Raw genomic sequence first — 20354 nt, 5'->3', positions numbered from 1 at the left:
GTAACAGGATCGGAATCCAGGCAGAAGGCCCCGGCCAGGTGGAAGGAGGCAAGCCGCTTATGCGAGCGGTCGCGATTTGCCTGGCGGCCGGCGCAGGCTCGCGCATGGGCGGGGCCAAGCCGGCCCGCGAGCTGGCGCCGGGCGTCAGCCTCGGCTCGGCGGTGCTGAGCGAGCTGGCGGCGAGCGGAGTCGAGCGGGTGGTGGCCGTGCTGCGTCCCGGCGACGACGGGACATGGCTTCCAAGCGGAGCCGGGGCGGCGCGGCCCGATCCGGCCGGCTGCTGGCCGCCACTCGAGCGGGTGACATGTCCCGACGCGGATCAGGGCATGGCGCATTCGCTTCGTTGCGGCCTCGCAGCCGCTCTCGGCAGCAGCGGCGATGAGCCGAGGCTAGACGCGGTCCTGATCGCGCTTGCGGATCAGCCTTTCGCGGACGCCGCTTTGATGCGGCGCCTCCTGGCTCGTCTGGCGGAGCGTCCAGAGCTGGACTGGACGGCTTGCGCCGGAACCGACGGCTTGCCCGTGCCTCCTGTCGCGCTACGCTCCACGATGTTCGACGCCGTCTGGCGCCTGAGCGGCGATCAAGGCGCCCGCAAGCTCCTGCGGGATAAAACGTTCCAGGGCGATGCGCTGCACGATGTGCCGGAGCAGATGCTGCTCGACGCGGATACGCCGGAGGAGCTGGAGCGGCTGCGGCAAGCCTGGGAGCGGATGCACTCAAGCCGCAGCGGCATCGCCTGAGCGACCGCAACGGAACTACAAGACGTTATTTAGTCGGATAGAGGCTGTCTTTGATCGTCCATGAAGCGGTAGATCGCGATGTGGCGGAACGAAGCTGAGGCTTTCATGCGCCGGTTCAGACGCAAAGACTCCAACAAAACGAAAAACGTATATCCTCCAAACAGCCGCGGTCGCCGGGGCTGTTTTTGCGTTGACGCTATATCTATCCAGCGATGGAGTTGCGCGGAAAATCCGAGTAACTGTGCTCGAACAGGTGTCCCGACGCCGGAGTTGCGCGGAAAATCCGAGTAACTGTGCTCGAACAGGTGTCCCGACGTCGGAGTTGCGCGGAAAATCCGAGTAACTCTGCTCGAACAGGTGTCCTGACATCGGAGTTGCGCGGAAAATCCGAGTAACTGTGCTCGAACAGGTGTCCCGACGTCTGAGTTGCGCGGAAAATCCGAGTAACTCCGCTCGAACAGGTGTCCCGACGTCGGAGTTGCGCGGAAAATCCGAGTAACTCCGCTCGAACAGGTGTCCCGACGTCGGAGTTATGTGGAAAACCCGAGTAAGCAGGCGGTCTGAGGGGCGGAGCCGAGGCGATAAGTCGAAAAAATCGGGTTAGCGGGCCGTCGGAGCAGGGTTGGCGGGCTGTAACCCGAAAAAATCGGGTTAGCGGGCCGTCGGAGCAGGGTTGGCGGGCTGCAACCCAAAAAGATCGGGTTAGAGAGCCGTCGGGGTGGGGTTGGCGGGCTGTAACCCGAAAAAATCGGGTTAGAGAGCCGTCGGAGCAGGGTTGGCGGCTGCAACCCGAAAAAATCGGGTTAGAGGGCCGTCGGAGCGGGGTTGGCGGGCTGTAACCCGAAAAAATCGGGTTAGAGAGCCGTCGGAGCGAAGTTGGCGGGCTGTAACCCGAAAAAATCGGGTTAGAGGGCCGTCGGAGCGGGGGTGGTGGGCTGTAACCCGAAAAAATCGGGTTACAGAGCCGGAGGAGCGGAGCCGAAGCGATAAGTCGAAAAATCGGGTTAGCGGGGGCGAGGAAATCCAAACGGGCGGAGTTGAGCAGGAAAATCGACCAGCTGTCCGGACGGATGGTGACAGGCAAGTCGCTTAATCGGGTTGCAGATGGCAAGCGAAGCGGGAACCGGTGTCGTTGCTCGTTCCGCCGAAGCGGGAGCTCGCTTCGCGCCCACCCCGCGCCCGTCCCGCGCCCATCCCGCGCCCACCCCGCGCCCGTCCGGAGCCCACCCCGGGCCTGCCCCGCGCTCGCCACGCTCCCGCACCCACGCATAAATATGACATGCATATAACGCGAAGAAGAGCCGGAATAAATCGTTTCGGCAACCGTTCCGACGTATTTTCGTGCGCCGCGCACAATGAAAGCCGATCCATTTCCTTTCATGCACAAATATATGTCAGGTAAGTTGACGCAAAAACGAGTCGCCTCCTATAGTGGAAGACATGGCAGCGCGGCAAAGCGCCGAATGCCCGTACTTCCAGCACATCCTGCGCCGTCCGGCCATTATCGGACGCGCAGCATTTAAAGGAGGATAAGGATGAAAAAGAGGGTCAGAACGTTCAAAAGCGCCATGTGGCTATGCGTGGCGGTCATGCTCGTGCTAGCCGGATGCTCCGCGGGAGGCGGCAGCTCGAACAATGGAGCGGCGGCTCCTAGCAACGAAGCGTCGAACAGCGGCGCAGCGGCGAACGCCGGAACTGCAAGCGAGAACGCAGGCGGCGAAGGCGGCACGATGCCGAAAATCGAGAAGCCCCGCGTCGCCTTCGTCTACATCGGTCCTCCGGGCGACGGCGGCTGGACGTACGAGCATGACAAAGGCCGCCAATACATGGAAGAGCAGACCGGCCTCAAGGCCGATACGGTCGAGAACGTGCCGGAGAGCGCGGACGCCGAGCGCATCATCACCGAGCTGGCGCAAAACCACGACATCGTCTTCACGACAAGCTTCGGCTACATGGACTACACGCTGAACGTCGCGAAGAAGTTCCCGAAGGTCATCTTCGAGCATACGGCCGGCTACAAGACGAACGACAACATGAGCACGTTCTTCGGCAAAAACTTCGAGGCGAGCTACCTGTCCGGCATCGCCGCCGGCAAGCTGACGAAGAACAATCAGATCGGCTACGTCGGCGCCTTCCCGATCCCCGAGGTCATCTACAACATCAACGCCTTCGCACTCGGCGCGCAGAGCGTCAACCCGGACGCCAAGGTGAGCGTCGTCTGGTCCAACACCTGGTTCGATCCGACGACCGAGCGCCAGGCGGCGGTCAGCCTGCTGGACAAAGGCGCGGACGTGCTGATGGCGTACCAGGACAGCCCGGCGACGATCCAGGCGGCGGCGGAGCGCGGAGCTTTCGCCGGCGGCAACGATTCGGACATGAGCCGCTTCGCTCCGGACACCTACATGACGAACCCGGTCTGGAACTGGGGGCCGTACTACACGATGGTCGTCAAGTCCGTCATGGAAGGCACGTGGAAGAGCCAGCAGTACATGGGCAGCATGAAGGACGGCATGGTCGGCCTCGCGCCGCTCGGCGCCAAAGTGCCGGACGACGTCAAGGCGCTCGTCGAGGAGCAGCACAAGAAGGCGATGGAAGGCACGCTTGACGTGTTCCAGGGCCCGATCAGCGATCAGGGCGGTGCGGCCAAGGTCGAGGCGGGCAAGTCCTTGACGATGGAAGAGATTCTGAACATGAACTGGTTCGTGAAAGGCGTGGAGGGAACGATCCCGAACTGACGGCCTTTCCTGCGGCCTGCCGGAGCTGCGCTCAGATCCCTTGCAGAAGGGATCTGAGCCGCTTCCGGGGAGGCGCGCGAGCTGCATTTCAAGGAGGCGGATTGATGTCATGAGCACCCATCCAGCGGTGGAGATGAGGAAGATCGTCAAGCGCTTCGGCAGCGTGACGGCCAACGATCAGGTGGACTTCACGGCGCAGCGGGGCGAGATCCACGCCCTGCTCGGGGAAAATGGAGCCGGCAAGAGCACGATGATGTGCATGCTGTCCGGCGTGTACCGCGCCACCGAGGGGGAGATTCGGATCCAGGGCCGGCCGGTCCGCATCCGCTCGCCCAAGGAGGCGGCCGAGCTCGGCATCGGCATGGTGTTCCAGAACTTCCGGCTCGTGCAGACGCTGACGGCGGCCGAGAACATGGTGCTGGGCGAAAAGGGCGGCTTCTGGCGCGGCGCCGGCTGGATGAAGAGAAAGACGAAGGAGATCGCCGAGCTGGCCGAGCGCTTCGGACTCGGCTTCCCGGTCGACCGGCCGATCTGGCAGCTGTCGGTCGGCGAGCAGCAGCGGGTGGAGATCGTCAAGACGCTGTACCGCGGCGCCGACATCATCATCCTCGACGAGCCGACCTCGGTGCTGACGCCGGGCGAGGCGGAGCAGCTGTTCGCCACGCTGCGCCAGATGCGCGCGGAGGGCAAGACGATCCTGATCACGACGCACAAGATGAAGGAGGTCATGAGCGTCGCCGACCGCATCTCCGTCATGCGCAAGGGCCGCATGATCGCCTCGCTCGCCCGCGAGGAGACGGACGAGCGGCAGCTGGCGCAGCTGATGGTCGGCAAGGAGGTCGTCCTCCAGCGCAAGGAGCGGGAGCCGGCCGGCATGGAGCCGCTGCTCGCGCTGCGCGGGCTGAAGGCGCTCGGCCACGGCGGACGCAAGGCGCTCGACGGGCTCGACCTGGAGGTGAGGAAGGGAGAGATCGTCGGCATCGCCGGCGTCGCCGGCAACGGGCAGAAGGAGCTGGCGGAGGTGCTCAACGGCCTCCATCCCTGGACCGCCGGGGAGATCGAGTTTGACGGCGCGGTCTGGAAGCGGGCGTCGGCGCTGGAGGCGATCGAGTCCGGCATCGCGCATATTCCGGAGAATCGGATGAAAAGCGGCCTGGCCGGCAGCCTGGCGATCGCCGACAACCTGCTCTCCAAATCGTACCGCGGCCCGGAGCGCTCGCGCCTCGGCCTGCTGCGGGGCGGCGCCAACCGGCGCTGGGCGCAGTCGCTCGTCGAGCAGTTCGATGTGCGCACGCCGAGCCTCGATACGCCGGTGCGGATGCTCTCGGGCGGCAACCAGCAGAAGCTGCTGTTCGCCCGCGAGATCAGCATGCGGCCCAAGCTGATGGTCGCCGTGCATCCGACGCAAGGGCTGGATGTCGGGGCGGCCGACAGCGTGCATCGCATGCTCATGGAGCTGCGCGCCTCGGGCAGCGGAGTGCTGCTCATCTCCGAGGATCTCGACGAGATCCTGCAGCTGTCCGACCGCGTGCTCGTCGTCTTCGGCGGGCGCATCATCGGGGAGATGGCGCATGACGAGGCGGACCGCCAGCGCATCGGCCTGCTCATGACCGGCTCCGCCGGCGCGGAGGAGCCGCCGGCGGGACGCGCCGGGGCCGAGGAGGCTCTCCGGCAGCCGGACCAACCTGATCCTGACGGCAAGGAGGCCATCGTATGAATCCAACATCCGGCCCGGCGGGACTCGAAGCGGTGCTCGCTCCGGCCCGGCAGGCGGCCCAGGCGTCGGCGAGCCTTGCGGGAGGGGCGCCGGGCAGTCCGGCCGCAGCCGCAGCCGCATCGACGCCGGGAGCGGCGCGCAAGCCGCGCTTCCCGCTGCGCTTCGAGCTCGATCCGGCAGGCAAGGGCTCCCCGTGGTGGACGCCGATCGTCTCGGTCGTCGCGGCGCTCCTGATCTGCGCCGTCTTCATCGCCGCCAACGGCATGAACCCGCTGACCGTCTACGCCAAGATGATGAACGGCGCGTTCGGCTCCAGCTTCGGCTTGACCGAGACGCTCGTCAAGGCGATTCCGCTGCTGCTGTGCGGCCTCGGCGTCTCGATCGCCTACCGCATCTCCGTCTGGAACATCGGCGCGGAGGGGCAGCTGCTCGCCGGCGCGATGGGCGCGACCGCGATCACGATCTACCTGCCGGGGCTTTCGCTCTGGCTGACGATTCCGGCGATGCTGCTCGCGGGCATCGCGGCGGGCGCGCTGTGGGGGCTCTTCACGGCCATTCCGCGTACGTATTTCCAGGTCAACGAGCTCATCACCTCGCTCATGCTGAACTACATCGCGCTGCTGGCGCTCAATTACTTCGTCTTCGGCCCGTGGAAGGATCCCAAGGGCTTCAACTTCCCCGGCACGCCGATGTTCGGCGACAACCAGATGCTGCCGGTGCTCGGCGACACGCGCCTGCATCTGGGCCTCGTCTTCGCCGTAGGCGCCGTCGCCCTGTACGCCGTCCTCATCCGCTACACCCGCTGGGGCTACGAGCTGCGGCTGATCGGCGCCAATCCGGACGCCGCGCGCGGAGCCGGCATCAACATCCGCAAGCATATCCTCATCGTCATGGCGGTCAGCGGCGGCCTCGCCGGCATCGCCGGCATGGCGGAGGTGGCGGGCGTGTCTCACCGCCTCATGTACGGCATCTCGCCGGGCTACGGCTACACGGCGATCATCGTCGCCTGGCTCGCCAAGCTGCATCCGGCCGGCCTGCTCGTCACGTCGTTCCTGTTCGGCGGGCTCATCGTCGGCGGCTACAGCGTGCAGACGATCGGCATGCCGTCGTCGATCTCGTCGATGATCCAGGGCGCGATCCTGTTCTGCCTCATCGCCGGCGACATGGCCGCACGCTTCCGCATCCGCCGCGCCGCCTAATCCCGATCGGAGGAACCTGACATGGACTTCATCACTCTGCTGCTTGCCGCCGCGATCGCCTCCGGCACGCCGCTGCTGATCGCGACGCTCGGAGGCATCCTGAGCGAGCGCGCCGGCATCATCCAGCTCGGCACGGAAGGCATCATGCTCATGGGCGCGGTCAGCGCCTGCCTCGTCTACATCCGCTCGGGCAGCCTCTGGGCGGCGCTCGCCGCCGTCGTGCTCGTGTCCGCGGCGCTCGGCCTCGTGCATGCGTTCATGACCGTCACGCTGCGCGCCAACCATATCGTCAGCGGGCTGGCGATGACGCTGTTCGGCGCCGGCCTCAGCGCCTATCTCGGCAAGCCGGTCGCCGGCCAGCCGCTTCCGGGCGCTTTTCCGAGGCTTGAACTGGCGTTCCTGGACGGCGTGCCGTTCCTCGGGCCGATCTTCGGCCGTCTCGACTGGTTCACCTGGATCAGCTTCGCGCTCGCGCTCGGGCTGCATCTGCTCATCCACCGCACGTCGTGGGGGCTGCATCTGCGGGCGATGGGCGACAATCCGGCGACCGCCGACGTCATGGGCATTCCCGTGCAAGCGGCGCGCTACGCCTACGTCGTCGGCGGGGCGGTGCTGATCGGGCTCGCGGGAGCGAACATGCTGCTCGTCTACTCCCCGACGTGGAACGAAGGGATGACCGCCGGCCGCGGCTGGATCGCCGTCGCGCTCATCATCTTTGCCCGCTGGAACCCGCTGCGCGCGCTGCTGTGCGCCTATTTCTTCGGGGCGCTCGACTCGATCGGCTTCCGCATCCAGCTGGAGGGCTCGCTCATCCCGTCGTACTTCCTCAAGATGATCCCGTACGTCGTGACGATTCTCGTGCTCATGTACCTCGGCTGGAGAGGACGCGGCAAGCCGTCCGGCTCGCCGGAGTCGCTCGGTCTGCCGTATATCCGCGAGCAGCGGCTGTAGCGGATAGAGCGGCGATCGGATCGGATAGGACATGAGGGCGAAGGGGGAAAAGGGATGAGCTTGAAGGAAACGGCCGGGCCGCTGCTGCTGCAGCCGGCCACGCTGGAAGAAGCCTGGCGGCTCCGGTCGAGGCACGGCTTCGCCGCCCTGCCCGTCGCCGGCGGCACGCTGCTGCGGACGCAATGGGAGAACGGCGTGCTGGCGCCGCCGTCCGTCCTGCTCGACCTGCGCCGGATCGGCGGACTCGCGGACATCGGGCCGCAGCCGGACGGGAGCCTGCGCATCGGCTCGCAGGCGACGCTGTCGGCCGTGCTGAAGGCGCCGGCGAGCGCCGGCTGGCCGCTGCTGCGCGAGGCGCTGCGCATGATCGCCGCGCCGGGCGTGCGCAATCTCGGCACGCTCGGCGGCAACATCGCGTCGGCCGTCGGCGACAGCCTGCCGGCGCTGCTCGCGCTGGACGCGGAGCTGGAGTGGTACGACGGCGCCTCGCTCGCCGGGCAGAGCCTCGAGGCCTGGCTGGAGGAGCGCCGGGCCGGAGCGGCTCCGGAGCGCCGCCTGCTGGCGGCGGTGACGCTGCCGGCGCCTGGCGGAGCTGCCGGCGCTGACGGCGCGGCTGGCGGAGCGGGCGGCGCCGGCGAAGGGAGCGGCAGAGCGAGTGCCGCTAGCGGCAATGGCGCCGGAGCCGGAGGCGCAGAGGGAGCCTGCGCGGCTGACTTCAGCGGCGGGCATGCGAGCGGCGGCCGCTGGCACGCCTGGCGCAAGATCGGGCGCCGCGAGTCGTTCACGCCGGCGCTCGTCTGCGTCGCGGCGGCGGGCGGCCCGGCTGCTCCCGGCGGCGCAACCGGCGGCGCGTCCGGCGCATGGCTGCGGCTCGCGGCCGGAGGCGGCTCCGCTCCGCCGCAGCGGCTGCGGCTCGCCGAGCGGGCGGCGCTCGCCGCGCTTGCCGCAAGCGGCGATGCCGCCCGCGCGGCGGCGGCCGCGTTCGAGGCGGCGCTGGCGGAGTACGCGCCGGCGGGCGACGCTTTCGTCGATGCGGACTATCGGCGGCGCTGCGCGGCCAATCTGGCCGCGGCGGCGGTATGGGAAGGATGGACAGCGAGAGGAGGAGAGCGGCGATGATCCTGACCCGGGAAGGAAGCGGCGAGCGCTGGCGGATCCGTCCGGACGGCGCCGCCAAGGTGGACGGCAGCCTGGCGTACTTGACGGACATGAGCCGTCCCGGCACGCTGTGGGCGCGAGTGCTGCGCAGCGAGCACGCGCATGCGCTCATCCGCTCGATCCGCACGGAGCGGGCGGAGGCGCTGGCGGGCGTGCATGCGGTCATCACCCATCGCGACGTGCCGGGGCTGAACCGGTTCGGCATCGCTTTTCCGCATCAGCCGGCGCTGTGCAGCGACCGGGTGCGCTACGTCGGCGACGCCGTCGCGGCGGTCGCCGCCGACACGCCGGAGATCGCGGCGCAGGCGCTGGAGCTGATCGAGGTCGAATACGAGCCGCTGCCTCCGCTGACCGATCCCCGCCTCGCGCTGCTGCCGGATGCGCCGCAGCTGCATGAGGACGGCAACCTGCTGCATCGCACGGAGTACCGCACCGGCGAGCCGGAGGAGCTGGAGGCGCTGTTCGCCGAGTGCGCGTTCGTCGTCGAGCGGGAGTATGCGACGCCTCGCCAGATGCACGCTTATATGGAGACTGAGGGCGGCCTGTTCATCCCGGAAGCGGATGGCAGGCTGACCGTCTACTCGGCGACGCAGCACGGCCTCATGGACCGGATGCAGCTCGCCCGCATGCTGGACTGGGAGGAGGAGCGCATCCGCGTCGTGTCGAGCCCGATCGGCGGCTCGTTCGGCGGCAAGGACGAGCTGAACGTGCAGCCGTACGGCTCGCTGCTCGCGCTCAAGACCGGGCGCCCGGTGCGGCTGCACAACTCGCGCATGGAGTCGGTGCGGGCGGGGCTGAAGCGCCATCCGATGCTCATCACGATGCGCACAGGCACGGACCGGGGCGGGCGGCTGCTCGCGCATCGCGCCCGCATCCTGTCGGATACGGGGGCGTACGCGACGCTGGGAGCCGAGGTGCTCAACTTCTCGACCGAGCATGTGATCGGGCCGTACCGCTGGGGCATGCTCGATGTCGAGGGGCATGCGGTGTACACGAACAACGGCGTGTCCGGCGAGTTCCGCGGCTTCGGCGGCAACCAGGCGATCTTCGCGCTGGAAAGCCAGCTCGACGAGCTGGCGGAGCTTCACGGCATCGATCCGTGGAAATTCCGGCGGATGAACATGCGCGAGCCGTCCGATCCCGGGCCGCTCGGCCAGCCGATCGTGCCGACAGACGGCGCGCGGCAGGTGTGGGAGGCGCTGGAGCGCTCGCCGCTGTGGCGGTCCCGGCACGGCGCCAAAGCGGGCGCCGGCGGGCAGGCTGCGCGAAGCGGCGAGGCGCAGGCGGAGGCGGCACTGCCGGATGAGCGGGCTGCGGCGGCGTCGAATGCGGCGCGGGCCGCGGCGCAGGCGGAGAGCGCGGCAGGCGCCGAAGCGGCTCCGCCTCCATGGGTGCGCGTCGGCTACGGCGCGGCGCTGACGATGCACGGAGCCGGACTCGGCTTCGGCATCCCGGACCCGGCGGGCGGCATTCTGCGCCTGGCGGCGGACGGCGTCATCGAGGCGGTGTTCGGCTACGAGGAGTTCGGCCAAGGGCTGATCGCGACGCTGAGCGGCATGCTGATCGAGCAGTTCGGCTTCGCGCCGGACGACTTCCGCATCCTCATCGGCGACACGGACATCGTCCCCAACAGCGGCTCGTCGACCGCCTCGCGCGCCACGAGCATGATGTGGATGGCGCTGCGGCGGCTGCGTCCGGAGCTGACGCGGCGGCTGACGGAAGCGGCAGCCGCCGCGTCGGGCATTCCGGCCGAGCGGCTGCGCGTCGGCGCGGGCGGCGTCCGGGACGAAGGCGGGGGGCTCGTCGCCGCGTATGCGGAGCTGGCGCGCCGGACGGCGGCGAACCCGATCGTCTGCGAGACGACGTTCCACTACCCGACTACGAGCAAGCCGCATGTCGGCGCGCATTTCCTGTACACGTACGCTGCCGTCGCCGCCCGCGTCGAGGTCGACCTGCTGAGCGGCAGGGTCAAGGTGACCGACCAGCATCATGCCGTCGCCGCCGGTCCCGTCGCCAATCCGCAGGGCTATCTCGGGCAGATCGAGGGCGGCGCCTCGATGGCGCTCGGCTTCACGCTGAGCGAGGATGCGGTCATGGAGGCGGGGCGCTACGCGACGCGCAACCTGGATACGTATCTCGTGCCGTCGGCCGCCGATGTCGGCCGGCTGACGGTCGAGGCGATCGAGGAGCTGCCGGAGGACGACACGTACGGTCCGCGCGGCGTCGGCGAGATCGGCTCGGTGGCGCTCGCCCCGGCGATCACGGCCGCGATCCGCGACGCGGTCGGCGTGCGGGTGCGCAAGCTGCCGCTCGAGCCCGGCGTGCTGCTGCAGCCATGGAGCGCCGAGTGGCAGGCGAAAGGAGGCGGATGCGATGAGTGACGACAAGAAGCGTTACCCCATCGGCGAGTCGGAGTCCGAGCGGCGCCGGCAGGCGGAGCGGGCCGCGAGCGGGCCGCAGGCTGCGGCGCAAACGCCGGAGCCGGCCCGTCGCGGGACGGAGGCGCCGGCCGAAGCCGGCCCGGAGGCCGCGGCCATGCAGATGCCGGCCGGCGCTCCGGCGCCGGAGCCGCCGGTCGCGGCCGGAGAAGAAGGCGCCGCCTCCGCTTTGGCGGAGCTGGCGTCGGCGCAAGCGGTGCTGGCGCCGGAGCGGCTCGATGCCGATGCTGCGCGGGCCGAGCTTGCGCCGGCCGATGCTGCGCCGGCCATGCTCGCGCCGGCCGAAGCCGCGCCAGCGCCGCCGGCGGGCGGTCCGCTCTGGCTTCGCTTCCGCCTGAACGGGCAGCGGCGCGAGCTGCGGGTCGACCCGTCGCGCCGCCTGCTGGCGGTCATCCGCGAGGACCTCGGCCTGACCGGTACGAAGCGCTCCTGCGAGATCGGCCGCTGCGGCGCCTGCATGGTGCTCGTGGACGGCGAGCCGATGAACAGCTGCCTGCTGTCCGCCTACCAATGCCAGGAGGCCGACATCGTGACGATCGAAGGGCTGCGGGACGAACGGGCCGAGCGCGTGAAAAGCGCCTTCCTTGAGGAAGGCGGATTCCAATGCGGCTACTGCACGCCGGGCATGGTCGTCAGCGTGACGTCGATGCTGGCCGCCAATCCGTGCCCGTCCCGGGCCGAGACGGAGGAGGCGCTGGCCGGCAACATCTGCCGCTGCACCGGCTACGGCAGCATCTTCCGCGCGGTATGCCGGGCTTCGGCCGGCGAGCCTGACGCGAACCTGATTTAAAAGGAGAGATCGCCATGAGCGACAGAGACCATATCCGCTATCTCAAGCGGGTCGTCGAGGTGTCTGAGGCGGCGCGCGAGTCCGGCAATACGCCGTTCGGCGCGCTGCTCGTCGGCCCGGACGGCGAGATCCTGCTGGAGCAGGGCAACATCGAGGTGACCGAGCGCAACTGCACCGGCCATGCCGAGACGACGCTGATGGAGCGCGCCTCGGGCCTTTACGACAAGAAGTTCCTGTGGGACTGCGCGCTGTACACGTCCGTCGAGCCGTGCGCGATGTGCTCGGGCTCCATCTACTGGGGCAATGTCGGCACCGTCGTGTACGGCATCAGCGAGAAAAGGCTGCTGGAGCTGACCGGCGACGACGAGCAGAATCCGACGCTCGACCTGCCGTGCCGCGAGGTGTTCGCCGCCGGCCAGAAGCCGGTGACGGTCATCGGGCCGTTCGAGGAGCTGGACGAGGCGATCGTCGCCGTGCACGCGGGGTACTGGACATGAGCGGGCAGGTTACGATCGCGGAGCTGAACGCGATGACGCCGGAAGCGTTCGCCAAGACGCTCGGCGGCATCTACGAGCATTCGCCGTGGGTCGCCGAGCGGGCCGCGGCGGGCCGGCCGTATGCCGGCCGGGAAGAGCTGCATGCCGCGATGGAGCGGGCCGTGCGCGAGGCCGGCGAGGAAGCGGTGCTGGCGCTGCTGCGGCAGCATCCCGATCTCGGCGCGCGGCTCGCGATGAGCGAGCATTCCGTCGCCGAGCAGCAGGGCGCGGGCCTCGACCGGCTGAGCCCGGAGGAGTACGAGACGTTTTCGGCGCTCAATCGGCAGTATGTGGAGCGGTTCGGCTTTCCGTTCATCCTCGCGGTGAAGGGCAAGGACAAGGACGGCATCCTGCAGGCGCTGCAGGAGCGGACGCCGCGGGAGCGCGAGGCGGAGCTGGAGCAGGCGCTGCGGGAGATCGGGCGCATCACCGGCTTTCGGCTGGCGGACCTGATCGCGGACTAGGCAGGGAGGAGGAGCGAGATGGGCGGAGGGAGATTGACGACGCATGTGCTGGACACGTCCAGAGGACGCCCGGCGGCAGGCATGGCGCTGACGTTGACGCGCCTGGCCGGAGAGGGGCAGGCCGGCCTGCTGCGCGAGGCGGTCACCAATGCCGACGGCCGCATCGACGGCCCGCTGCTGGCCGGCGAGGAGCTGACGCCCGGCACGTACGAGCTGCTGTTCGAGGCCGGCGCGTATTTCCGCTCGGCGGCAGCGGCGGCAGGCGCAGGCGCGGCCGCTGCGGCGGGAGAGGCGTTCCTGGAGCAGGTGCCGATCCGCTTCACGATCGCCGACGGCTCGCAGCATTATCATGTGCCGCTGATCGTCGCGCCGGGCGGGTACAGCAGCTATCGGGGCAGCTGAGGCAGGCGGGCCTCGCGCGCTTCCGTCATCAGCGGTTAGGAAAGGGGCGAACATCATGGGAGAGAAGAGGGACCTTCCGGCCGCAGGCTGGACAACGGTGATCAAGGGCGGCGACATCGTCCTGCCGGACGTCGCGCAGCCGCAGCGGCTGGACATCGCGATCGCCGGCGGGGCGATCGCCGCGATCGGTCCGGAGCTGGACGCGGCCGGGGCGGAAATCGTCGACGCGTCGGGGCTGCTCGTGCTGCCGGGCGGCGTCGACGTCCACGTGCATTTCAACGAGCCGAACATGGGCCACTGGGAAGGGTTCCCGACCGGCTCCGCCGCGCTCGCCGCCGGGGGCGTGACCGCCTACGCGGACATGCCGCTGAACGGGCTGCCGGCGACGGTCGACCGGGCGGCGCTGGCGCTCAAGGCCTCCTGCGCCGAAGGTCGCTCGGCCGTCGACTATGCGTTCTGGGGCGGGCTCGTCCCGGGCAAGCTCGAGGAGCTGGAGCCGCTGGCGGAGGCCGGCGTCGTCGGCTTCAAGGCGTTCGTCTCCAAGCCGGGCGGAGAAGGCGAAGGCCGCTTCGTCGAGGCGGACGACTGGACGCTGTACGAAGGGATGCGGCGCATCGCCTCGTTCGGCGGCGTGCTGGCGCTGCATGCGGAGAACGACAGCATGACGACCGCGCTCGGCGATTCGATGCGGCAGGCAGGCCGCGTCGGGGCGCTCGACTTCGCCGCCTCGCGGCCGCCGGTGGCGGAGCTCGAGGCGGTGCACCGGGCGCTGTTCTACGCGGAGCTCACGGGCTGCCGGCTGCACTTCGTGCACATCAGCCATCCGGACAGCGTGGAGCGGATCGACCGCGCGCGCCGGGACGGCCTGGACGTGACCGTAGAGACATGCCCGCATTATCTGATGCTGACGGCGGACGACATGGCCCGGATCGGGCCGGTGGCCAAATGCGCGCCGCCGCTGCGGGACGCCGAAAGCGTCGAGCGGCTGTGGGCGCAGCTGGCGGAAGGCAAGATCGACCTCGTCGCCTCCGACCACAGTCCGAGCCCGATCGAGCTGAAGGCGGGGCCGGGGCTGAGCTTTTTCGACGCCTGGGGCGGCATCTCCGGCGCGCAGAGCACGGTCGAGCTCGTGCTCGGCGAAGGGCTGCGGCGCGGCATTCCGGCCGGCCGGCTCGCGCGGGTGCTGGCGGGGGCGCCGGCGGAGCGCTTCGGCTTGACCGGCAAGGGCGGAATCGCCGTCGGCAAGGACGCCGATCTGGCGTTGATCGACCGCAGCGCGGGCTACACGCTGGAAAGCGGCCACCTGCAGTACCTGCATCCGCATAGCCCGTACACGGGCATGCGGATGGACGTCCGGGTCGTCCGCACGCTGCTGCGCGGACAGGTCGTCTACTCGCTGGACGGCGGCGTCGTGGCGGCGGGAGGCGTGCGCACCGCTGGCGGCCTGGGGGCGCCGGCAGAGCGGCGGCAAGCCGCCGAGGCCGGGACGGGCGGATCGTTCGGCGGACGCTGAAAGCGGAAGAGAGGAGGGGGCGCGGATGGCGCTGACAAGCGAGCAGATGGAGCAGGCAGCCTCCTTCATGATGGAGCTGCTGCGGGAGCTGGCCTGGATCGGCGCGGAAAGCGCCGCGAACGCGGCGACGGCGGACCCGCTCGGGACGGCGGCGGCGCAGCTTTCGGCGGCCGCCGCCGAGGCGGCTGGAGGAGCGGGCTCGGCGCAAGCGCCGGGCCAGGCGGCGAGCGCTGCGGCAGGCGCGGCGGCGGGAGCTGCGGCAGGCGCAGCGGCGGTGCCGCCAACAGCGGCAGGCGCAGAGGCCGTGCCGCCAGCAGCGGCAGGCGCAGGGGCTGTGCCGCCAGCAGCGTCGGGCGCTGCATCCGCCGTGGAGGCGTCCGGGACGCCGCATGCGCCGCAGGGCCTGATCGGCCCGGCCGGCGCGCTCGGCGTGACGCGCCTGCTGTACGACGACGCTTGGCTGCAGGCGCAGCGCCTGCTGGAGCGGCGGCTCGCCGCAGCCGGCCTTGAGCCGCGCTTCGACCGCGCGGGCAGCCTGTTCGGCCGGCTGCCCGGGACGGACGGCGGGAGCCGCGTCGTCCTGACCGGCTCCCATATCGACACCGTGCGCCGCGGCGGCCACTATGACGGCGCCTACGGCGTCGCCGCCGGCATCGCCGCGCTGGCGGCGCTGAAGCGCTTCTGCGGAGCGCCGCGCCGGACGCTGGAGGTCGTGTCGCTGTGCGAGGAAGAGGGCAGCCGCTTCCCGCTTTCCTACTGGGGCTCGGGCACGATGGTCGGCCGCTACGGGCTCGAGGGAGCCTCGTTCTACCGCGATCCGGACGGCGAGACGCTCGAGCAGGCGATGCTTGCGGCGGGCTTCGGCCGCCCGGAGCAGCCGCATCCGCGGCGCGATGACCTGGATGCGTTCGTCGAGCTGCATGTCGAGCAGGGCATCGTGCTGGAGCGGAGCGGAGAGCCGATCGGCGTCGTGCAGGCGATCGTCGGGCAGCGCCGCTATACGTTCACGGTGGCGGGCGAAGCGAACCATGCCGGCACGACGCCGATGCCGCTGCGGCGCGACGCGCTCGCCGGGGCGGCGGAGATGGCGCTGGCCGCCGAGCGGGCGGCCGTCCGCCGAGGCGAGCCGATGGTCGCCACCGTCGGGCGGCTCGAGACCGAGCCCGGCACGCCGAACGTCGTGCCGGGCCGCGTCCGGTTCACGCTCGACGTCCGGCATGACGAAGCCGAAGCGCTGGAGTCGTTCTGCCGCGAGCTGCTGGAGGAGCTGGACGGCATCGCCGCCCGGCGCGGCCTCGAGCTGCAGGGCGAGCTGTGGATGGACGCGCCGCCTGCGCGCATGGACGCGGAGCTGGCCGACCGGCTCGTGCGCGCGGCCGGCCGGCGCGGGCTGGCGGTCCGCCGCATGGCGAGCGGAGCCGGGCATGACGCCCAGCTGCTGTCGGAGATTTGTCCGGCGGCGATGCTGTTCGTGCCGAGCCGGGCCGGAATCAGCCATTCTCCGCTGGAATTTACGGAGGAGGCGCAGCTGGCCGGAGGCTTGGCGGTTTTGATCGATGCGCTATACGAGCTTGCCTACGAGGAGAGAGTGCCATGAAACGATACGCCGACCTGTCGCCGACGCCGAGGACGATCATGACGCCGGGGCCGGTGGAAGCCGACCCGCGCGTGCTGCGGGCGATGAGCCATACGATTCTGGGGCAGTTCGATCCGGAGTTCACCGCCATCATGAACGAGACGATGGAGATGCTGCGGGAGCTGTTCCGCACGGACAATCGCTGGGCGTATCCGGTCGACGGCACGTCGCGCTCCGGCCTGGAGGCGGTGCTGGCCGGGCTGATCGAGCCGGGCGACCGCGTGCTCGTGCCGATCTTCGGGCGCTTCGGCTATCTGCTCACCGAGCTGTCGCAGCGGCTCGGGGCGGAGGTCTATACGATCGAAAAGCCCTGGGGCGAGGTATTCGAGCCGCAGGAGGTGATCGAGGCGATCGACGCCTGCCGTCCGGATCTGGTGGCGATCGTGCACGGCGAGACGTCGACCGGCCGCGTGCAGCCGCTCGAGGCCATCGGCAAAGCCTGCCGCGAGCGCGGCATCCTGATCGCCGTCGACGCGGTCGCCACGCTCGGCGGCGTGCCGGTCGAGACCGACGCCTGGTGCCTGGACTCCGTCGTCGGCGGCGCGCAGAAATGCCTGTCGGTGCCGTCCGGCATGGCCCCGATCACCTACAACGAGCGCGCCGAGGCGAAGCTGCTCCGCCGCAAGCGCGTCGAGCGCGGGCTGCAGCCTCCGGCCGAGCCGGCGGCAGACGGCGCGGCCGCTTCCGGTTCCGCCGCGCCAGCAGCTGCGCCGGCAGGCCTTGCCGCCTTGCCCGCCGTCGGCAGTTTGAGTCCGGCCGCCCTCGCATCCGCCGCGCCGAGGCTGCAGCCGCCTGCCGCGAGCGAGCTCGGCGGCAGCGTCATCCGCAGCAACTACCTCGACCTCAGCCAGCTGCAGGATTACTGGAGCCCGGCGCGGCTCAACCATCATACCGAAATGACGTCGATGCTGTACGCGCTGCGCGAGGGCGTGCGGATCGTGCTGGAGGAAGGGCTCGAGGAGCGCTTCGCCCGCCATCGGCTGCATGAGTCGGCGCTCGTCGCCGGCCTGGAGGCGATGGGCCAGCGGCTGTACGGCAATCCGGCATGCAAGCTCGCCGTCGTCGCCTGCGTCGAGATCCCCGAGGGCATTGACGGCGAGTCGGTGCGATCGATGCTGCTGGAGCAGTTCGGCATCGAGATCGCCAGCAGCTTCGGCCCGCTCAAAGGCCGCATCTGGCGCATCGGCACGATGGGCTACAGCTGCTCGAAGCGCAACGTGCTGCTGCTGCTCGGCGCGCTGGAGGCGGTGCTGCTGCGCCACGGCGCGGAGCTCAAGGCCGGCGCGGCGGTGCAGGCGGCGCTCGACATCTATGAGGGGGGAAGCGTATGAAGCCGGTCATGCCGATGGGCTACCAGGGAATGGTCGCGACGCCTCATTACATCGCCAGCGAGATCGGGCGGGACATCGTGCGCCGCGGCGGCAGCGCGGCGGATGCGGCCGTCGCTATCAGCGCGGCGCTCGGCGTCGTCTACCCGCATATGACCGGCGTCGGCGGCGACGCGTTTTTCATGCTCTACGACGCGGCGAGCGGCGAGATGGCCGGCTACAACGGCAGCGGCCGCGCCGGCAGCCAGGTGACGCCGTCCGTTTATGCGGATGCCGGGGAGACGGCGATTCCGCAGCGCGGCGTGCGCAGCTCCATCACCGTGCCAGGCATGGTCGACGCCTGGTGGGAGGTGTGGCGGCGCGGCGGCCGGCTGCCGTGGGAGGAGCTGCTGGAGCCGGCGGCGCAGTATGCCGAGCAGGGCTTCCCGATCTCGCGCAACCTCGAGCACTGGATGCGGATCGGCGAGCGCGAGCTCGCGGCTTGCCCCGCGCTCGCGGCCGTCTACCTGCCGCAGGGCCGGCTGCTGCGGACCGGCGAGCGGCTCGTCCAGCCGGATCTCGCCCGCACGCTGCGGGAGCTGCAGGCGGCGGGCCGGGACGGCTTTTATACGGGGACGGTCATGGAGCGCATCGTCTCTGGGATGGAGCGGGACGGCGGGCTGCTGACGCGCGAGGACTTCGCCGCCCATCGCGGCGAGTGGGTGCCGACCGTGTCGGTCAGCTATCGCGGCTGCGAGGTGCATCAGATGCCGCCGAACTCGCAGGGCTTCTCCGCGCTGATGATGCTGAACGTGCTGGAGAACGCCGACCTCTCCGAGATCCCGCGCGATTCGGCCGCGTTCTACCATCTGATGGCCGAGACGGTGAAAAAGACGTTCCGCGACCGCGACCGCTACTTGACCGATCCGGACTTCGCGCATATTCCGCTGGAGCGGCTGCTGTCCAAGTCGTACGCCCGCCATCTGTACGACGAGATCGGCCGCAGCTTCCCGAATCCCGCAACGCATCTGTCGCCGGCGATGGGCCAGGATACCGCCTACGCCGCCGTCGTCGACGGCGAGGGCAACGCCGTTTCCTTCATTCAGAGCTTGTATTATGACTTCGGAGCGGCTTACATGCCCGAGGACACTGGCGTGCTGCTGCAGAACCGCGGCTCGTTCTTCTCGCTCGATCCGTCCGCTCCGAACGTGCTGGCGCCGGGCAAGCGCTCGTTCCACACGCTCATGCCGGCGATGATCCTGCGCGGAGGCAAGCCGTGGGCGCTCGTCGGCTCGCAGGGCGGGGAGGGCCAGCCGCAGACGCAGCTGTCCGTCATCACCGGCCTGATCGACTACGGCTGCACCGTCCAGGAGGCGCTGGCGCTGCCGCGCTGGATCTACGGCCGGACATGGGGGCAGGACAGCGACAGCCTCAAGCTGGAAAACCGCGGCCTGTCCGGCGCGGCCGCGACGCTGCGCGGCTGGGGGCACCGGGTCGAGCTGGTCGACGCATGGGACGGCGTCACCGGCCAGGCTCAGGGCATCGTCATCGACGCCGACGGCCTCATGACCGGCGCCGCCGACCCGCGCGGCGACGGCCTGGCGATCGGCTGGTAGGCCTAGAGCTGCCAACCAGCCGACGCCTTGGCGATCGGCTGGTGAGCCTAGAGCTGCTTACTAGCCGACGCCTTGGCGATCGGCTGGTTGGCCCATAGGCTGCTTGCGAGCAGACGCCTTGGCGATCAGCTGGTTGGCTGGCTTTTCCCTCGGGCGCGGCATAGAAAGGAGCGAGCACGAGTGCTGGCGACATTATGGAATCTCTTTTACTCGTTCGGGGTGGCGACGCTGCTCGGCTACGGCGGAGGACCGTCGATCATTCCGATCTATCAGGATCAGGTGGTGGGCCGATACGGTTGGATGACGACCGACGAATTCGGCAAGGCGCTCGCCTTCGGCAACGCGCTGCCCGGTCCGATCGCGACCAAGCTGGCCGCCTACATCGGCTACAAGGTCGCGGGCGTGGCCGGCAGCGCCGTCGCGCTCGTCGCGGTCGTGCTGCCGACGGCGCTTGTCATGGTGGCGCTCTCGGGCATCATGATCAAGCTGAGCGGCAACCCCGTCATCAAGGGCATGATCCGGGGCATCCAGCCGGTCATCTTCGTCATGATGGCGATGCTGGCGTACGACTTCTCGAAGTTCGCCTTCAAGGAAAGCTCCGGCTTCCTGAACTTCATGCCGTTCCTGATCGCGGCGGCGTTCTTCATCCTCGTGCAGTACCTGAAGCTCAACGCCGTATGGGGCATCCTCGGCGCGCTGGCGATCGGGGCGGTCTTTCTGCGCGGCTAGGGCGTGCCGGCTTGGAGGGGCGCCTTGGATTCCAACGTAAAAACCCGTTTCCCCTTCCGCTGAAGCAGCGCTTCGGCAGGTCGGGAAGCGGGTTTTTATCTGCATTGTGGCACATTTACCACTGGCGGAGGCGATGCGACGGAAATGGAGCGCATCCAGTGGCATAGCCTTCGCTCAGCGCGATCACGTCCGGTACGAGCTTCAGCACGCCGATGCTCGGATCGTCCGGACCCGACCAGCAGCGGTTCCTGCCGGACTCCCGCAGGCTGCGGATGGCCGAGCGGTTGTCCAGGATGGCGACCCGGCCCTGCACGTCGACGATGTCCTTCGGCCACATAAGGCCTGCCATGCCCAGCCCCATCAGCAGAGGTGGCAGCGGGGTAGCCACCGGCCGGTTCGCCCTCCAGCAGCGCGCTCGCCACC

Annotated in this window: 17 protein-coding genes; 16 read left to right on the top strand and 1 reads right to left on the bottom strand. The window is 69.4% G+C overall.

What is annotated here, in order from left to right; genetic code table 11:
* The first annotated feature begins 59 nt into the window (after positions 1–59).
* The 16 genes from NYE40_RS19525 (at position 60) to NYE40_RS19450 (ending at position 19931) form a co-directional block, all read left to right on the top strand.
* Positions 60–740, top strand: a complete 681-nt coding sequence (locus NYE40_RS19525; RefSeq protein WP_339278813.1) for a nucleotidyltransferase family protein — start codon at positions 60–62, stop codon at positions 738–740.
* Positions 741–2275: 1535 nt separating this feature from the next.
* Complete coding sequence (locus tag NYE40_RS19520) at positions 2276–3475, top strand: BMP family ABC transporter substrate-binding protein (protein WP_339278812.1); 1200 nt, start codon at positions 2276–2278, stop codon at positions 3473–3475.
* A gap of 109 nt (positions 3476–3584) precedes the next feature.
* A complete protein-coding gene (locus tag NYE40_RS19515; RefSeq protein ID WP_339278811.1) occupies positions 3585–5192 on the top strand; it encodes an ABC transporter ATP-binding protein in 1608 nt (535 codons plus the stop codon).
* A complete protein-coding gene (locus NYE40_RS19510; protein WP_084137048.1) occupies positions 5189–6391 on the top strand; it encodes an ABC transporter permease in 1203 nt (400 codons plus the stop codon). The genes NYE40_RS19515 and NYE40_RS19510 overlap by 4 nt, the downstream gene beginning before the upstream one ends.
* Before the next feature lie 21 nt (positions 6392–6412).
* Complete coding sequence (locus tag NYE40_RS19505) at positions 6413–7342, top strand: ABC transporter permease (protein ID WP_028598491.1); 930 nt, start codon at positions 6413–6415, stop codon at positions 7340–7342.
* Positions 7343–7396: 54 nt separating this feature from the next.
* A complete protein-coding gene (locus NYE40_RS19500) occupies positions 7397–8461 on the top strand; it encodes an FAD binding domain-containing protein (RefSeq protein ID WP_339278810.1) in 1065 nt (354 codons plus the stop codon).
* The gene (locus NYE40_RS19495; RefSeq protein ID WP_339278809.1) at positions 8458–10881 is read left to right on the top strand and encodes a molybdopterin cofactor-binding domain-containing protein; all 2424 of its coding nucleotides are present in this window, start codon (positions 8458–8460) and stop codon (positions 10879–10881) included. The genes NYE40_RS19500 and NYE40_RS19495 overlap by 4 nt, the downstream gene beginning before the upstream one ends.
* Positions 10882–11206: 325 nt before the next feature.
* Entirely contained in the window at positions 11207–11728 is a 522-nt protein-coding gene (locus tag NYE40_RS19490) for a (2Fe-2S)-binding protein (protein ID WP_101808249.1), read from the top strand.
* A 14-nt stretch (positions 11729–11742) separates the two neighbouring features.
* On the top strand, positions 11743–12225 hold the full coding sequence (locus NYE40_RS19485) for a nucleoside deaminase (protein ID WP_101808116.1): 483 nt from the start codon (positions 11743–11745) through the stop codon (positions 12223–12225).
* Complete coding sequence (uraD, locus tag NYE40_RS19480) at positions 12222–12728, top strand: 2-oxo-4-hydroxy-4-carboxy-5-ureidoimidazoline decarboxylase (RefSeq protein WP_101808115.1); 507 nt, start codon at positions 12222–12224, stop codon at positions 12726–12728. The genes NYE40_RS19485 and uraD overlap by 4 nt, the downstream gene beginning before the upstream one ends.
* A gap of 18 nt (positions 12729–12746) precedes the next feature.
* Positions 12747–13130, top strand: a complete 384-nt coding sequence (uraH, locus tag NYE40_RS19475) for a hydroxyisourate hydrolase (protein WP_101808114.1) — start codon at positions 12747–12749, stop codon at positions 13128–13130.
* A gap of 55 nt (positions 13131–13185) precedes the next feature.
* Positions 13186–14643 (top strand): allantoinase AllB, encoded by a 1458-nt coding sequence (allB, locus tag NYE40_RS19470; protein WP_339278808.1) that lies wholly within the window; start codon positions 13186–13188, stop codon positions 14641–14643.
* Positions 14644–14668: 25 nt separating this feature from the next.
* Positions 14669–16240 (top strand): Zn-dependent hydrolase, encoded by a 1572-nt coding sequence (locus NYE40_RS19465; protein WP_339278807.1) that lies wholly within the window; start codon positions 14669–14671, stop codon positions 16238–16240.
* On the top strand, positions 16237–17610 hold the full coding sequence (locus NYE40_RS19460; RefSeq protein WP_339278806.1) for an alanine--glyoxylate aminotransferase family protein: 1374 nt from the start codon (positions 16237–16239) through the stop codon (positions 17608–17610). The genes NYE40_RS19465 and NYE40_RS19460 overlap by 4 nt, the downstream gene beginning before the upstream one ends.
* Positions 17607–19202, top strand: a complete 1596-nt coding sequence (ggt, locus tag NYE40_RS19455) for a gamma-glutamyltransferase (RefSeq protein ID WP_339278805.1) — start codon at positions 17607–17609, stop codon at positions 19200–19202. Before NYE40_RS19460 ends, ggt begins: the two co-directional genes overlap by 4 nt.
* Positions 19203–19382: 180 nt before the next feature.
* Entirely contained in the window at positions 19383–19931 is a 549-nt protein-coding gene (locus NYE40_RS19450; protein WP_028598498.1) for a chromate transporter, read from the top strand.
* 115 nt (positions 19932–20046) lie between these two features.
* Here NYE40_RS19450 and NYE40_RS19445 read toward each other — a convergent pair whose 3' ends face one another.
* Positions 20047–20319 carry a hypothetical protein gene (locus NYE40_RS19445; protein ID WP_339278804.1) on the bottom strand — a complete coding sequence of 91 codons (273 nt, stop codon included), beginning with the start codon at positions 20317–20319 and terminating at the stop codon, positions 20047–20049.
* Positions 20320–20354: the final 35 nt, after the last annotated feature.

Source organism: Paenibacillus sp. FSL W8-1187, from assembly GCF_037965485.1.
GTDB classification, from domain to species: Bacteria; Bacillota; Bacilli; order Paenibacillales; family Paenibacillaceae; genus Paenibacillus_O; species Paenibacillus_O pasadenensis.
Note: the sequence above shows the minus strand (reverse complement) of the source record. Positions and strands in the feature narration are given on the sequence as shown.

What these genes read in the sequence shown, in the direction of transcription:
- NYE40_RS19525 (WP_339278813.1), top strand. Translation starts at nt 60, where the DNA reads ATGCGAGCGGTCGCGATTTGCCTGGCGGCCGGCGCAGGCTCGCGCATG.
- NYE40_RS19520 (WP_339278812.1), top strand. Translation starts at nt 2,276, where the DNA reads ATGAAAAAGAGGGTCAGAACGTTCAAAAGCGCCATGTGGCTATGCGTG.
- NYE40_RS19515 (WP_339278811.1), top strand. Translation starts at nt 3,585, where the DNA reads ATGAGCACCCATCCAGCGGTGGAGATGAGGAAGATCGTCAAGCGCTTC.
- NYE40_RS19510 (WP_084137048.1), top strand. Translation starts at nt 5,189, where the DNA reads ATGAATCCAACATCCGGCCCGGCGGGACTCGAAGCGGTGCTCGCTCCG.
- NYE40_RS19505 (WP_028598491.1), top strand. Translation starts at nt 6,413, where the DNA reads ATGGACTTCATCACTCTGCTGCTTGCCGCCGCGATCGCCTCCGGCACG.
- NYE40_RS19500 (WP_339278810.1), top strand. Translation starts at nt 7,397, where the DNA reads ATGAGCTTGAAGGAAACGGCCGGGCCGCTGCTGCTGCAGCCGGCCACG.
- NYE40_RS19495 (WP_339278809.1), top strand. Translation starts at nt 8,458, where the DNA reads ATGATCCTGACCCGGGAAGGAAGCGGCGAGCGCTGGCGGATCCGTCCG.
- NYE40_RS19490 (WP_101808249.1), top strand. Translation starts at nt 11,207, where the DNA reads ATGCTCGCGCCGGCCGAAGCCGCGCCAGCGCCGCCGGCGGGCGGTCCG.
- NYE40_RS19485 (WP_101808116.1), top strand. Translation starts at nt 11,743, where the DNA reads ATGAGCGACAGAGACCATATCCGCTATCTCAAGCGGGTCGTCGAGGTG.
- uraD (WP_101808115.1), top strand. Translation starts at nt 12,222, where the DNA reads ATGAGCGGGCAGGTTACGATCGCGGAGCTGAACGCGATGACGCCGGAA.
- uraH (WP_101808114.1), top strand. Translation starts at nt 12,747, where the DNA reads ATGGGCGGAGGGAGATTGACGACGCATGTGCTGGACACGTCCAGAGGA.
- allB (WP_339278808.1), top strand. Translation starts at nt 13,186, where the DNA reads ATGGGAGAGAAGAGGGACCTTCCGGCCGCAGGCTGGACAACGGTGATC.
- NYE40_RS19465 (WP_339278807.1), top strand. Translation starts at nt 14,669, where the DNA reads ATGGCGCTGACAAGCGAGCAGATGGAGCAGGCAGCCTCCTTCATGATG.
- NYE40_RS19460 (WP_339278806.1), top strand. Translation starts at nt 16,237, where the DNA reads ATGAAACGATACGCCGACCTGTCGCCGACGCCGAGGACGATCATGACG.
- ggt (WP_339278805.1), top strand. Translation starts at nt 17,607, where the DNA reads ATGAAGCCGGTCATGCCGATGGGCTACCAGGGAATGGTCGCGACGCCT.